A 15,539-nucleotide genomic window follows, 5' to 3' on the forward strand; every position below is an offset into this window, starting at 1 on the left:
GCGTTCTAAGTTGACGCCCACCGGCGACGCGCCAGTGGGCGTAAAAACACTTCTTCTAACTTCTCCGAACTAAGACTTCCGAGAAGATTTAAAACAAAAGGTCCGACGACGAATACTGTGCGAACAATGCGTCTGCAGCCGCTTCTGGCTCGTCTGTATCCTGAGCTTGATTGGCAATGAGATCGACGAGGCCCAAGAAGGACCCATTTGCCATTGCCGAAGGAGCACTAATCATTTTTAAGGCGCTGATGAAGTTCGTCGAATTTGCGCGAGCGATATCGGAGTCCAAGGAATTCACGAAACGGTCCTTATTGATGTCATAAGCATCATCGACCAGAGCTGCGTTTAAGAAATTCCTTGGATTGGCGCGAATCGTATCCGCGTCCAACGCATTGACGAATGCACTGCCGGTGTCATTCAAAGAATCACCGACCGCGTTACCCCAATAGTGGATGTCCGCCGCAGCGAGTCCAGTGTTGGCATTGTTGAGCACCGTGACTTGAAGCCATTCTTTTTCAATCGCGTTGTCGGCCCACTTAATGACAACCCGATCGGAACCACCCTCACCGCCACCCACAATGTGAGTCACACTGGTCGGCGCCGTTGCTAGGGCCCACGTTGATGGGGTGTTGCTATTTCCGACTCGGAACTCAAAGTCGTTCACGGTCAAGGTGCCAGCCGGATTGTCGATATCCACCATGATGCCGTTAATGCCGCGGTTATATGCGGTATAGTTGTCACGCGTTGCGGTTTGCCCCTGTAGGAGAGCCGATTTTCCGGTGTCGATCGCAGCATCGTCATTTGGGCCATCGTTGTTGGCTCCGTTGCCGTCGAAGAACGACTTGTCGTAGAAAATGTGGCGACCTGCGATGGACGCGGAAACCGTTGCGTCATTCGTGGCACCGGGGGTCGGTGCTTGAATGGCGAAGCCGCTGGCGATCAGGCCGTTGGGGACTCGTGAGACCGAATCCGCGTCACTGGTACCGTTTGCCGACTCATCGTACTGGACGGTTTCACCAAGGGCGGTAAGCAATGCGGCGTCGTCGGCGTCGTTGGTACCATAGACGACGGCATCACGCAGATTCGTGGTCGATGCCGGTGTCGCGGTTGCGAAGACGGTGTTGAACGCGGTGGCATCACCGGTATACAGGGCGACTGCGTCGGGACCATTCTGGACGCCGTTGGTGGTAAACTCGACCATATCAACATTCGGCACCGAAGCACTGCCGATCACGAAGTAGCCATCCGCAGGGATCACTTGACCATCGAGGTCGATCGCGTCGTAGGCACCATCGTTGCTGCCGTTGTAGAGCACCAAGACCAAACCATCGAGCGACGTGCCCGCAGGACCATATAACTCGATAAACTCATCAGCATCCGTACCGACGGTATCGGAGTCGACTTCGTTGATCACGATGTCCGCGGTCGTGGCGTTGACACCCGTGCCACTGATTGCGAAGTCATAAGCACCCTCGTCAGCATCGTCGCTGGTGATGTTCACCATCGCGTTGCGAACGCCAGTGGCACTCGGATCAAAGTCAACTTCGAACGAGAAGTTGTCGCCTGGTGCGATTACGACCGGTCCGCTAAAGGCGGGATCGACGGCGAAGTCGCCTGCGTTAACTCCGGTGATACTGATAGCCGAGACCGTCAAGTCGGCGGTTCCATCGTTGGAAATAAAGTATCGCTCGGTCTCGGTACCGACGGCGACGTCGGAGACACCGAACTGAGTACTATCAGCCACGTCTGGGGTCGTATCGCCATCAACGATCTCGATGAAGTTACTCTCGACAGTGATCTCTGGGACGAGTGCAGCTGTCGCAATGCCGGTAATCGCGAAATCGTAGGGATTCTCGTTCGAGTCGGTGTTGGCAATTTTAATCGTCGCCGCCTTCGTTCCCGCCGTAGTTGGATTGAAGGAGACATCGAAGCTAACCGAACCCCCGGAGGCGATTGTGACCGGTAAGCCGAGGCTACCGGTGATTGCGAAGTCGGCGGCGTCGACGCCCGTGATGCTGATCGCGGTCACGTCCAAAGATGCACTACCTTCGTTTTCAATCGTGAAGGTCTTAGTGATCGGCGAGCCAATTACGATGGCACCAAAGTCGGTACCGTCGGCGGTCGATGGAGTCGCATCGCCGTCAGCAATGTTTATTGTTGCACCGGTGAGATTGATTTCAGGCGAAGGAGCACTGTTAACCGCTCCAGGGGTACCGAAATCAGGCCCCGCACCAATGGTTGCCGAAGAAGCTTGCCAATTCAGAAAATCGTCGTTACCGACTTCGGGATCTACCGTAGCGAGTACCGATGGCAACAGCTCGAGCGAAGCTCCGGTGACATCGGGGAAGTCCGCGTCGGTGTACACCACGCGATCGATTTCGTTTCCGGCCGCATCCGTCAGGATCACTTCATCGTCACCATTGGCAAGCTCGAAGCTCAATCCGTCGTATTGGTAGTCGACATTGACTCCGCCATTGGTCGCGAAGTCAGCGTTTCGACCGAGCACCAAATATCCGCCCGCGGGAACGTTTAACGATCCGCCGTTCGCAATCACGACGGAATCGCTTCCGTCATCGGAAAGGGTCCAGCCATTGATGTCGATCGTCGAAGCGGTGGTGTTATAGACCTCGAAGTATTCACCATCGGCATCACCAACTGCATTTGGGTCTTTCATGATTTCGTTGACCACGATGTCGCCGACGTTGTAGCCGACTGCGACCTCGTTATCGAAAATGCTGATCGTGGCCGACGCACCGCTAATCGTCGCCGTACCCGACGTGACGCTATCAAGTGTGACGATCAAGTCTTCCGTACCTTCAAAGATCGCATCGTCGATCACGAACACATCAATGTCTGCTGAAGTGCTGTTCATCGGAATCGTCACACTGCCCGACAAAGCGGTGAAGTCACCGGGGGCTGCCGCGTCACCACTAACGGTATAGCTGATGATCGTGTCGGTTGCACTGACGCCCGACTGAGTCACGGTGAACCGACCGTTGACAGGACCCGTTTCGTTACCATCGGCACCTGCAGCGATGCTAACCGAAGCCGCACCGGCAACAATCGGCGGAACGAACCCAGGTGAACCTTCGTCGGTGACGTCGTAATTCGGACCAGTCGGGTTGATCGAAACGGGGTCTTGAGCTGGCGACGCCTGCACATCCGACTGCGCCCAACTTGTGCCGACATTGTTGTCAGCAGAAAGGTCGGTCAAGTAAATACTTGGACCACCTGGATCGGATGGCCAATCGCCACTGTCGGCAAAGTCGACTACGTCAATCTCGTTGCCGCCGACACCATCTAGAAGTTGCAAGACTTCATTGCCAATCGCAGGGCCGTTCGCAAGACTACCCCACGGCACGGCGATGACCTGAGCGGATGCGGGAACACCCCATTCGCTTCGGAAGACAGAGCTTGTAAATGCGTCACTGTGAACGACGGCGACTTGCCCAGCACTTAGCGTCGTGCCAAGAGGGATCTCGCCCCAGTTATAGGAGTCTTCGTCATCAAACACCCACCCGCCAATGTTGACGGAGGTCGTCCCCGTATTGACGATTTCGATCCATTCGCCTTCACCAACGTTTTCAATGGTGTTTGGGTTGTACATGATTTCGCTAATCACGATGCTTGGCGTTCCGCCGCCAACTTCGTTGTCAGTGATCGCGACGCTCAAATCACCAGCCGTTGTTCCGATTGGGTAATTGGCATCGGTTGACGCGGTAACTTCGAAGGAAATCAGTCCGGTGTGAGGCCCTTCGTTAGCCGCATCATCCACGGCGTCGATGTTGACCGAAATCGGAGTCGCCGAGGCGTTGAAGACGACGTTGGTGGCAACACCAGCACCGTTGCCGAGATCAAGCTGCGCATCCGGTGTGACCGTGACGGTGACAACTCCGGTTGGTGTTGCACCAGCGAGCGAAATCAAGATCGAATCACTAGCACCTCCTTCGGCTACTGACGTGCCAGCTCCGGTGGCCGTTACCAAAATTCCGCAAGTGACCGTGTTGGCTGCGTCCGGTGTGTTGATCGCCGTGCCTGGGTTGGCTGGTAGCGAACCTTGGAACGGGTAGCCAGGAAGTCCGAAGCCTTCGAAGTCGTTTCGAATCCACTCCGATGCCGAGGTCGTTGCAGTGATGGCATCGGGAATACGCGAAGCACCACTGACACCGAATGTGTCTCCATCGTTAAGTGTCGTGGAAGACAACTGAACCAGACCGAAAGTGTCGCTAACGTTTTCCGCTGTCGACACCGAATCGCGGACGCTGGCCCAAGGAGCGACCGTGTAGGTGGCTCCCGCGGGAACCGGAACCTGATCAAAATCGAAGACGCCGTCATCATCGAAATCCAAGTCCGCCGCAACGGAGCCGCTAAAACCTTCTGCCAAGATGATGCTCATGCCATCATACAAAGTGTCAACGAAGACGGACGTCGCAAAGCCGCTGGCATTAGCAGTTGTCAAAGCCCCCGTGTCGACAATCTCGCCGGTAGATCCGTCGACCGCGACGATCGTCAGCGAACTAAGGTTGGCCGAAGGAGTCGAACGGACTTCGACAAAGTCGTACGAGTCCCCTCCTCGATGATTCAAGACAAACTCGTTCAAGAATGTCGCAGGTGCGGCAGTGTCATTGTCCGCAATATTGGCTGTCACCGATCCGGACAAATTGTTGTAGTCGCCATCGCTGCTGGCCGTTGAGATCGTGATCAAACCGGTGTGAATCGCCGCTTCAACCGCTACGTCGTCGACCGCGTTGACCGTGACCGTTTGCGGGGCCTTGTCGGTGAAGTTTAAGATGACGGCAACACCCGCACCATTACCAAGGTCGATCTGGCTGTCAGGCGTTACCGTGACCGTAACGGGTGAAGTTGGATTGGTATTGAAGCCGATCAAAAAGGAATCCGATGAACCCGATTCCGTCACGTCGGTGGATCCGTCCGTTTGGGTAATCGCCATTCCCGGCGTGCCAGCAACGGCCGCGTTGGGTGCCAAGGGGGTGTTGATCGCATTGCCTGCAACGGTTGTAAACGTGTCCCCAAAGCTATCAAGCCCATCGCCTGCAAAGTCATTTCTCAGCCAATCCGCTGACGAATTGGTATCGATGCCGTTTGGAATTCGCGACGCACCACCGGGATGGAACGTGCTTCCATCGCTCAGCGTTGCAGCCGAAAGCACCGTCGTCGAATACGCTGAGTTGCCGGCATCGCCGTTACTCAATGCGACATCGTCCAGCAGAGCAGACCAGGGGGTGGTATCCAATGTACCGTCGTCGTCGGTGTCAAGGTCGTCACCGACATTGCCGGTGAACCCTTGGACCAACAAGATCGATTGATCGGCACCGTTGGTAAACGTGTCCTGTGCCTGAATCCCACCACCGGCGTACTGCAAGCCGTTCGAGTCGGCAGTTCCGAGCGAGAGGGCGTGCTTGATAACGCCCTCCGTTCCTGAGCCGTCGAGTACGAGCACCGTATAAGCTGACATATCCGCCGATGGAGTGCTCAGGATTTCGATGTACTCGTCGGTGTCCGTGCTGGTGTGACTGAAGACAAATTCGTTAATCACCGCGGGAATCACGGGTGTATCGTCATCTTGAATCGTACCCGATGCCGATGCCGTTCCAATGATCGCATTCACAGGACCCGTTAGATCGACGGTGAAGTCTTCGTTTGATTCGGCCAGCGTATCACCAACCACATTCACCGTGACGGTCTTCGTGGCCTCCCCAGCCAAGAACGACTCAGTGCCTGTCAAAGCCCCCGTGAAGTCCGCCGCGTCGGTGTCGATGTTGTTCACGGTCCAAGTGACGTCCGATGCCCCCGAGGTATCGCCGCTGCGAGTGATATCAAACGTAAACTGCGTGGCCGGGGCAGTGCCCGAGTCGCCTTCGGGCTTAACGGTATCCGTCGCTGCTATACCAAGAATCGCTCCACCGCCTGTCGCGTCCCCAGATACGACCATCTGGTCCATCGCAATATCTTCGTCACCGGAGTCGAGCTGAAAGGTGACTCGAATGTCAAGGGTATTACCCAGCCCGGGAATGGGAGCGGTGAAGTTTGCAAAGGTGTCTGTCAGCGCGGTTGAATCTCCCGTGCCGTCGAAATCTGTGTCAAGCAAAGCTTCAGAGTTGTATGTTGAACCATCGTTCTCGAACCAGATCAAGGGCTCATAGTTGCCGCCGTCAATGGAGTAATCGAAGTGAACGAAATCGGAATTGTCCCAGTCTTGATTTGCTCCGTCGGCATCCTCGGCCAAATCAACCGAAAAACTCAAGTTAGTCTGGCCTGAAATGTTGACCTGGTCCATGTTCAACGTTGCAGGAAGGCTACCGTCCGCATCGATGTCCATGGCAGTGAAATACCCAGTGCCTGTTTGCCCGGTGACGTTGTAGTAACTCCCAATGGAATTTGTAGGGATTTGCGTAAAGAAGTCGCCGCCGCCGTCTGAGAATTCGGCCTGGTTGGTACTATACCCATCACCCTGAGTTTCGAAGTCGACCGACCCCAGTACGGCCATCAGTCGTCGGCCTTCCAAGTTCTCCAACATCACCTTGCGATTGTTCCGCACCGCAATGCTGCGACGGCGTTTCTTGTTCTTTTTCTTCTGAGACGTGAAGATTGAATCTAGTAGTTTCATGCTGGCTCCGAAAGGAAAATGGAGAGTGATTGTTCGAATTTGAACGGGCGACGAATTCGGATCGTTGACTTTTTCGATCACGTGTTAGTTGGTCGCAATCATACGGATTCTGCGACGATGTCCAGCCAAGTTCTAGAGATATTCATGAACTTAACACTTTCTTATTCTTTGTCCCAAAACACCGCGAAAGACAGCAACAATTCCTTCGCCAAAAGCAACGATGTCTTAACTAAAACTTCAAAAAGGTGTCGCCAGATTGGAACGTCCAGATGGGAGCGATGAGAATCGAACACCTGGAAGTGACAGGCGATCAACGCAGATGGGTGAACACAGCCGCTTAAATGGGGCCATACACCTAGTCGCAGTATCGGCATCTGCGAAGAAGTTGTTGGTTAGGCATTGAATTACTGTGGGCTGCGTCTATAACGGTACTAACGCAACCGACGCGCGATGCTCAACTTATTGCGACAAAGAGATTTGACTGCCGAGTCTATATGCCAAACCAATGATTATTGAACTCACCCATTTGCACGTTCACCCGAATGCGGAAGCTCGCTTTGAGGAAGCGTTTTTGGATGCTGCGGACGTGCTTTCCAAAGCGGATGGCTATCTCAGGCATTCCCTGCTGAAAAATCACGACGAACAAAACCAGTATCTGTTGGTCGTCCATTGGCAGCGCAAAGAGAACTCAACCATCATGTTTAGAGAGTCGGGGCGGTTGAACTCGGTCAAGTCGACTCTGCACCGGTTCTATGAGCTCATGCCTGAAACAAGCTATTATGAAGCCGTGAACTTATCGGGATTACCGGTCGAGAAACGCCACGAACCAGATCACGCGGGGTGAATGCGCTCATTCTTGAGAAATTTGGCTCATCCCGATGATTCACCGGACTCAAGACAATCGTCCTCACTTGTTTCGTAATCATCCGGGCTTAGGTTTCGATGGAGTCGTGCGAAAGCGTTAGCGTTCCATACTGCCAAGCCAATCTCTCAAAGAGGTGTCGTGATCGGATGGCGTCGTTTCATCGGCCGAATCGTTGGCGGGCGGCACGGGATCCCAATCGCTGGAAATGACGAAACCCGACGAGTCAACGCCGTATTCATTGAAAGTGGTCGGTGCTCGGCAAACCGCCCCAAAGGACTCGGCGGGTTGCCATTGAGTCGCATGGTACCCGAGAAAGGACCGTGGCTGACAAGCATCGTGCTTGTCCGGAGCGACTGTGCTCTTGCGCCACAGCGTCGAGGGGGCGTGAATCGAGCGGCACCCCAACAACAGTGCGGGTAGCAAAAGAATCGTTCCCACCACCAGCAACTTGCGAACCGAACGTCCCACCAAGCGATAGCCTGGCAACTCAAATGATTTCATCTTGGCTCCGATGACACGCAAATGGTAATGTTCCCTGAAGCAAATCGACGAGCGTTTTAGAAACGTCGCGGATTGCCGCCACCTTCTAGTACGTTGCCCGATAGACGTGTGGCCGTTTCTGCACCCAAAATGCTGAATCCGAGAATGCGTTCAAGTGGGGCTATCAACTTGGCCAGATTGTTATCGAACGCGACCAGTGAGTCTTGTTGAATGTACAGCCGATCGCCTGGCATCATTTGGTAATTCGTGGTCGTCGCTGCCAATGAGGTTAATTCGTTCCAATCAATCGGAAGCACCTGATATTCGTTCGATTTTGGAGATGGCCGAGCAATCCACATGCGATGGCTAGAGCCCGGCGGAATACCTTGGATCAAAGACAATGCATCGAGGACCGTTTCCCCACCGGTAACCGGAAAACGGAATACAGCATCACCGATGCCAGGACCTTGTGTGATCACATAAAACAGCTTGCTGTTGTAGGCCAGGACACTGGTCGCTACACGCGGCTCATCGAGAACCATCGACAACTTTTGTTCGATTGCAAAACTAGCTTCTTCCAACGTCAATCCGACGACCGGAACGGTGCCGTAGATCCCAAGCGAAATGTGTCCGTCCGGTCCAACAAGGTGCTCGCCGACCACTTGTTGTAACGAACTGGCTTGGAGCAAGTTGATTGTAATGTTTGGTTCGTCGAAATGCTTTTGGAAACACTCCATCAGAATCTTCTTTGCATCCTCAAGCGTGAGACCGTCGAGGTTGACGCTACCATAGGGCGGGCCGAAGTCGACCGTGCCGTCAATTTCAAGAGCAAACTCACCGTCGACTGGGACGCCTGCTTCCGCAATCGCCACGATCGCATTCGATGCAACCAGTTGCTTCTCAAGTTGGCTTTCAATGGCTTTCTGAGCCTCGTCAAGGCGAAGCCCCGATAGTCGAACCGAGCCGTAGGGATTTCCAAGGCTAATCGATCCATCCGATTGGATAATGAAGTTGCCGTCGAGTGAGGCGACAGCCGGAGCGCCAGGCACTCGCAGCGCCAGCATATCACCCGGGGCCAAGCGATCGATGCTATCGCGTCGAACCCGAATCCGCAATACATCCGTCGTGTTCAATCGATAATCCGATCGCGGTACGAGACGAACGACCTCGATATCCAAAATGTCCGGTGGCTCGATCTGATACATTGGCAAGGTCGCCTTGCACAGTTCGCGAGGTGCCGAATCGGGGCGAATGGTTGGGACCGTTTCTTTGACACCAAGACGCGACTTCGAACGAAGTGCGCCGCAACCACCTAGGCAGGTTACGAGCATGGCGATGGTAAACAATTGAATCCGTTGGATCATTAACTTCTGTCTCCCCCAGGCGCCGCGAGTCTCAGGACTTGCAGTCACAGTCGGATCATGAAACCGTCCGTTATTCTTGAGCAACCTTGAGGCAGGCAAAATCGGACCTACTGGAAGAATCGGAATATTCGATCCCGCATATAGAATCCATCTTGTCGAGGCCGCAAAGTCTTCCTAAGCCGAGCGAAACATGGGTTTTTGTTAAGAATGTGTGGCCGATCTTCATGAAACCTTCATCTTCAAGATCGCTACCGGCTTTGATTTGGTCGGCTTTTAAACAAAGCAGCAAAAAAAAGGGTGCCACCCGCAGCCGTCTAGCTTCCATTCACAACGCCGCTTCGAGTTCTATCTGCCATTGCTGATCTCGACGCCCCAGGTTTTGCACCTGCAAATGATTCGACAGTGCAAGTTGGTAGTCTTCGATTGCCTTGGCCTTTTCGCCGACTCGTAGATAAGCAATGGCTCGGTGCAATAGGTAGACAGGATCGTTTGTCCCTAAAACGCGAGTGGCCTCCTTCATTAGTTCAAGGGCTTTCGTGGCGTTGCCTCGTGACAATTCAATCACGGCGCGAGTATCAAGGACGGCCGGGTTTCGCCCTGCAATGGCCAAACTTCGGTTTGAAAATTCGACGGCTTCCAGCAAACTCGCATCGTCTTCGCTGAGCGAGACGGCCAAGTTGTTAAGGGCTACCAAATTGTTTGGCTCTCGGCTCAAAATAGCCCGATAGGTATCACGGGCCTTCTGGTGGTCGCCCTGCGCTGTTCGGGTGGACGCTTTTACCATTTCGAGTTGCGAGGAATTGCCGTACGAAGCGATCCAGTCGCCTACCTTTTTCTCTACCCTTTCCAATTGCCTTTTCTCAAGCTGGCTCGAGCGAACGAGTTGATCAAGGATTGGAACCGCTAGGTTTAACTCGTCCTCTTGTATCGTCGTTTCTTCTAACAAGTCGATGATTGAATCGGGATCCTCACCGCGTTCCATCAGAACTCGAGCCAGATCAAAGCGACGTTCTCGGTCCTGCTGCGATGCTTCGCGAAGCGTTTGTTCGACGACGGACAAATACGCTTCGTTTTCATTGTCGGATACCAATGACGCGACCGATTCCATCCAACGGGTCAATGGGACCACGTTCTTGGCGTCGACGCTTTCGGATTGGTCTCTCATCAAGCGAACCGCCATTTCATGATCGCCATTTCTCGCAAGCCACTCGACACGTAGGCGGGCCGCGATCTGCTCAGCACCTTCCATCTCCTCCAACCGATCTAGCCACAATTTCGCATCGGGCAATTCGTTGCGTTCGGCTTGCCAAGCGATGTATTGACCGATGTAGCGAGCACGGTTTAACGGGTCGGTACTCAGCGCAATGGCACTGCGAATCTCTTTGGATGCCTCGAGCCAATTGCCTGTGTCGACTAGCAATCGTGCAAGCTGAAAATGATCCTCTGGGAAAACCCCTTCGCGCTTTGCTACAAGCGAACGCCAACTCGAAATCGCCTGCGATCGACCTGACGATTTAAGTTGCGAGCTTAAAATCATGGCTCGGGTTCGCAAGTCGGGTACGCTTTCAGGATTGGCGGCCAAATTCAAATTCACCAATTTGATCGCATCGTCCGTACTCTTTTCCCCGCCGCTACCCGATTTCATCAGTGCCAACTGTCGGCGAGACCATTGCAAGGTGTCGTTGCTGACCGAGCTGAGTTCCATCAGCCTTTGCAGCATTGCTTCAGCGTCATCGTGCTGATTTTGTCTCAGGAAGAATTCAGCTGCCGCCCGTAGCATGGTTTCATCGTTGGGCGGTTCAGCCACTGCGTTCTCCAGAACATTCTTTGCTCGATCCGAGTTCCCGATCAGCTCGTGCATTCGAGCCATCGCCAGCGGATTCGATTTCGATAGCGGCGATTGTTGAAGCTCGTCAACAAGTCGCACAGCATCCTCTTTACGTTCCTCTTCGACAAGTAACGCAACGAGACTTAGACAGGGCTGGGGCTCAGCGGGAGACAACTCGACCGCCTGCCGAAACGCAGCTTCCGCTTCACCTCGCAGTGCGGAACGCTGCAACCCGAACTCCTCACGGTTGCTGCAACGAGCCGCCAATTGACCAAGCCACAGAATGTCACGATAATCGGATGAAACGTTTGCGGTCTGACGGGCTATCATTAACGCCCGGACGTAATCGTTTCGGTTGGCGGAAACCATCGACGCGGTTCGACCGAGCCCGTCCATTCGCGAAAGATTTGCATCGTCGATCAAATGAATCAATTCATCGGCACGATCGTAGTCACCCGTCCGATGTAACAGGACGATGGAGTTGCGAAGTGTCGTCGCCGATCGATCCCCTCGTTCGATTGCTTTCGTGAGCGATTCGATCGCAGCTTTGGGGTCGTCTTGGCGAAGCGCGATATCCGCTTTCATCAACAACGGTGCCGGCGACCTCGGCATCTGCTTTTCTGCATCCGCTAAATGTTGAAGTGCCTTGTCATAGTTTGGCTGATTCGACTTCGTTTGAAGATCAATCTGCTGCTTGGATTCCGCCAGATGCCAGAGGCCCGTTTCACCTTGAGCCGATTTCAGTTGCCCAAGTGTCTCGGACAGCAATTGTGAGTCATTCGTGGCGTTGGCAATTTGCAGCCCTACGGTCCAGACATCCTCATTCTTCAACCCCGACTCGACTAGTTCGTGAAACAACTGTTTGCTTAGCGGCATCAAATTGATATTGAGTGCTAGCCTCGTTACGTGCAGTTTTAATTCTTGCTGCTGCTGGGCTGACAAGACGGAGGCATCGGCGAGCAGTTCGGTAAGTGGCTTCGTCGCTTGGTCACGGTATCGAGACGCCAGCAAAGTAGCCCGAAACGTCATAATCAGTAAATCGTCTGGACAATCCTGTTCAGCCCGATGGAGTATTTCTTCTGCCTGCTGCCAATCCTGTTTTTCGATAGCGATCTTGCAAGCTGCAATTGAAAGTGTTCGCATCGCTGTATCGAAATTCCCGCTATCATCGCTTTCTCGATTGGACATGCTCGATACTGTTTCACTGAGGAAGCTCTCGGCTTTCTCGATCTGCCCCTGTGCGCGATAGATCTCGGCACGTAGAAGAGCGATCTCAACACTCGTCGGGTTCGCTGTCTCAGCCCGCTCGACAAATTGAACCGCTGTCACCCAGTCTCGTTCCTTGTTTGGTAAACGGTAGTTCTGCTCAACACAGCGACGAGCCAATAATGTCCACCCTTCGGCTGGTGCCGATGGTAGACGCATCAATTCTTGTAATTCCTTGTAAGCATCGTCCGGTTGACCTTGCAAGTCATACAATTCGACTAACGCTAAACGTGGTTGGACCCATTGAGGATCCATGCCGATGGCACGACGCTGCGCCGTTACCGCCTGTTCAAATTGATGGGTTGCCTGAAAAGACTTACCGAGTAAGAAATCGATCTTTTTCAATCGGTCTGGGCTATTGACGAACGCCAGCCGAGCCGACTCGAGACGCAGCATGGCGTCATCCCAAGCCTCGTTGATGACGGCAATGCGTCCTTCTAGGTAAGCAATGGTGGCAGGATCGGCCTTCAGAAACCGTAGTTGTTCAATGGAACTGGGAACTTTGTCCAGTTGTTTCTCATCGAGCTGTAGATTGGCAAGCCTAACCAACAACGCTTGCTTGCCCGAATTGGAGGCAACACTTGCTATACCTTGCTCAAGCCAATCGATTGCCTTTCGCCGTCTATCCACAGCCGTTTCAATGTCTGAGAGCATCAGATACGTTTGTGGCGAAGTCGGATCGACCTTTTGAGCGGTCTCAACATGCTTTCGGGCAAGGTCCGTGTCTTTCTGCTGGAACTCACAACTCGCCAATAACAACAGCGCGGGCAGACTGGTTTGATCAAGCGAGACTGCTTTGGATGCCATCCGCAAAGCATCGTTGGATTTTTCGATCGCGACCGATGAGTGACCTTCTTTGCGATACTTTTCCGAAACACTCTGTAAGTATTGTGCTACCTGCAAATGCGCATCCGAAGACGTTGGGTTGTTTGTAATCAACTCATCCATGACGGCATCGGCTGAGTCGGGCTGATCGAGTTCGTCTGTCAAAAGCAGAGCGAGCCGAAAGTAGGTTTCCAATCGGTCTGGTTCCCTTTCGATGGATTGACGATAGGCGGTCTCGGCTTCTCGATACTGGTTGGCGGCTTGTTTGCAGCGAGCTTCCCAAAGTAGAAGTTCCCCATCCGCTTCACGATTAGCTAGTCGACGAAGGTGCTCGTTAGCGTCAGTATAACGTCCCAATGAAACCGCCGCACTTGCCGCATCGCGACGCGCCGCTTGGTTCGACTCGTCCACCCTTAATAGGGTTTCGAGCTCTTCGAGTGCCCCATTGAAGTCGCCAATTGCCAATAGCAAAGAAGCTAACTCGCGGCGTCCTTCCGTGGAATCGGGTTGCAAACGAAGATGCGATCGGTAGCTACGCAGAGCACGTTCAACTTGGTCATTCTCGACGGATTTACGTGCCTCCTGCAAGAACAACGCACCACTGCGGCCCGATTGCAAGTGATGAAGGCCAGCGATTGCTGCAACCGTTCCTATGGCCAACGCTGTAAGGATCAGCAGCAATTTGGAATTGATAACGCGTTTCATTTTTGTAACTCGACGATCGCTGCGGTACAATTTCTGCAGAAATGGCGCACAGGCAAACCGGTGGATGGATACCCTCAAGCGGAGAATCTAGTCGAGGGAACGAGCCGCGATGGGACGCTGCTTTGACACTCGCAGCCGCGACGAGAGAAAGCGTAACAAAGACGCTTGAAGATAAGAGTATGATTTCTTTAAGAAATCATTTGGTTCGTCGGTGTCTGAGCGGCTAGCCAAATCGACAGCCGTACGTGTACCGCAAAAACTCAACGCTGCAATGATGGATAGAATGTCGAGTATTGCAGGAATCCAGCGTGAACACCCGTCGTCGCGTTTTGGCGGTTGGGCGTAGCGACACGACTTTGCATCGAACGAATCGTTCGCTGCTGCTGTTGAATCGTCGTGGATTGCTGAACCAACGTTTCTCTCAAACGAATTTGTGGCCGAACGAACTGCTGATAATTCGGCAGAACGCCGCCGTTGAACCGTAGCAGGTCTAAATAGGGGCTCAATGTCGGCGACGGAGCAAACTGGCCACGACCGCCAACCACGATTCCCTGAGCGGATGCGGAATGACAATCGCACAACGAAACGATCGTGATAACGCCCAGGAATGCAACAAAACGGATGACAAGAACCGGTTTGATTGTGTTCATCAATAACGAGCCTATCGAAGCGTTTACGCGGATTGCTAAAGTGAGAAACAGACACTCATTATAGAACATCGACGAAAGTTGGAATGGAAATGAGTATTTATTTTTAACAATGGCAACGATGACCATTGCTGCTGCAAAATGCGAAAGCTATGTTTTTCAACAACACCAGGGCAATGATGCTCTCTTGTAAACAAATCGCATCAGCCGAGGAGCGAAGATGATGGGTAGGTCTCTCTATATTTATGGAGGCAAAAGTACTGCGATTGAAATCGCGGAAACGGCTAGGTCGTTTCTTCATGAAGAGTTCGCGAATGTTTTTCTAGTCGTTCCTCCTGACGAGCAACCTGATGGGATTCAAAGAATCTCGATTGATAAAATGCCCGAGCATGTGCCTCTTCACACACCCGAACATGGGAAGGGGCATGGGAAGGGGACTCCCCCCGCTGTCTTTATCCTCTCGATGAGCAACCCAAAGATCCGCTACAAGTGTCTTCACGCTGCGCTCCAAGTGGGACTCTCACCCGCAAACGTGATTCACCCAACGGCTTCGGTTTCGCCTTCCGCACGACTCGGCAATGGTATCTACTTGGCGGCCCAATGCGTCGTCTCGTTCGACGTCGGAATCGAAGATCATGTGATCATCAACTACCAAGCCGTGGTTGGTCATGAGACAAGCGTGGATCAACACACGGTCCTGAACCCTGGTGCCAAGATCGGCGGAAATTGCCGAATGGGGAGACGTGTTTTGGTCGGAGCCAATGCGTTTGTATTGCAAGGAACGACCATTGGAGACGATGCGCAAATCGACGCACTGACCTATGTCGATCGTCATTTAGACAGCGGCTACCTGATGAGCAGCCGCAATCCGCAACCTGTCAAACGTCCGTTCTTTCGTCTTGGTGAATTTGATGCGGACGCCGGCTAAGGG

The 15,539-nt window shown here is 53.3% G+C and carries 8 protein-coding genes; 2 read left to right on the plus strand and 6 right to left on the minus strand.

Annotated elements, in window-relative coordinates; translation table 11 throughout:
- Window positions 1–88: 88 nt before the first annotated feature.
- Complete coding sequence (locus Q31b_RS12960) at window positions 89–6,628, minus strand: choice-of-anchor D domain-containing protein (RefSeq protein WP_146600121.1); 6,540 nt, start codon at window positions 6,626–6,628, stop codon at window positions 89–91.
- 505 nt (window positions 6,629–7,133) lie between these two features.
- Here Q31b_RS12960 and Q31b_RS12965 point away from each other — a divergent pair.
- Window positions 7,134–7,472, plus strand: coding sequence for an antibiotic biosynthesis monooxygenase family protein (locus tag Q31b_RS12965; protein WP_146600122.1), 339 nt, complete (start codon window positions 7,134–7,136; stop codon window positions 7,470–7,472).
- 117 nt (window positions 7,473–7,589) lie between these two features.
- Here Q31b_RS12965 and Q31b_RS12970 read toward each other — a convergent pair whose 3' ends face one another.
- The 5 genes from Q31b_RS12970 to Q31b_RS12990 form a co-directional block, all read right to left on the minus strand.
- On the minus strand, window positions 7,590–7,994 hold the full coding sequence (locus Q31b_RS12970; protein WP_146600123.1) for a hypothetical protein: 405 nt from the start codon (window positions 7,992–7,994) through the stop codon (window positions 7,590–7,592).
- A 56-nt stretch (window positions 7,995–8,050) separates the two neighbouring features.
- Window positions 8,051–9,337 (minus strand): polysaccharide biosynthesis/export family protein, encoded by a 1,287-nt coding sequence (locus tag Q31b_RS12975; protein ID WP_146600124.1) that lies wholly within the window; start codon window positions 9,335–9,337, stop codon window positions 8,051–8,053.
- Window positions 9,338–9,407: 70 nt separating this feature from the next.
- Window positions 9,408–9,662 (minus strand): hypothetical protein, encoded by a 255-nt coding sequence (locus Q31b_RS12980; protein ID WP_146600125.1) that lies wholly within the window; start codon window positions 9,660–9,662, stop codon window positions 9,408–9,410.
- Window positions 9,663–13,961, minus strand: a complete 4,299-nt coding sequence (locus tag Q31b_RS12985) for a tetratricopeptide repeat protein (RefSeq protein WP_146600126.1) — start codon at window positions 13,959–13,961, stop codon at window positions 9,663–9,665.
- Window positions 13,962–14,221: 260 nt separating this feature from the next.
- The gene (locus Q31b_RS12990) at window positions 14,222–14,611 is read right to left on the minus strand and encodes a hypothetical protein (RefSeq protein WP_146600127.1); all 390 of its coding nucleotides are present in this window, start codon (window positions 14,609–14,611) and stop codon (window positions 14,222–14,224) included.
- A gap of 217 nt (window positions 14,612–14,828) precedes the next feature.
- On the opposite strand from Q31b_RS12990, the gene Q31b_RS12995 reads away from it, so the two are divergent.
- Window positions 14,829–15,536 (plus strand): hypothetical protein, encoded by a 708-nt coding sequence (locus Q31b_RS12995; protein WP_146600128.1) that lies wholly within the window; start codon window positions 14,829–14,831, stop codon window positions 15,534–15,536.
- The last annotated feature ends 3 nt before the right edge of the window (window positions 15,537–15,539 follow it).

The sequence above is a fragment of the Novipirellula aureliae genome (assembly GCF_007860185.1).
In the GTDB taxonomy this organism is placed as follows: Bacteria; Planctomycetota; Planctomycetia; order Pirellulales; family Pirellulaceae; genus Novipirellula_A; species Novipirellula_A aureliae.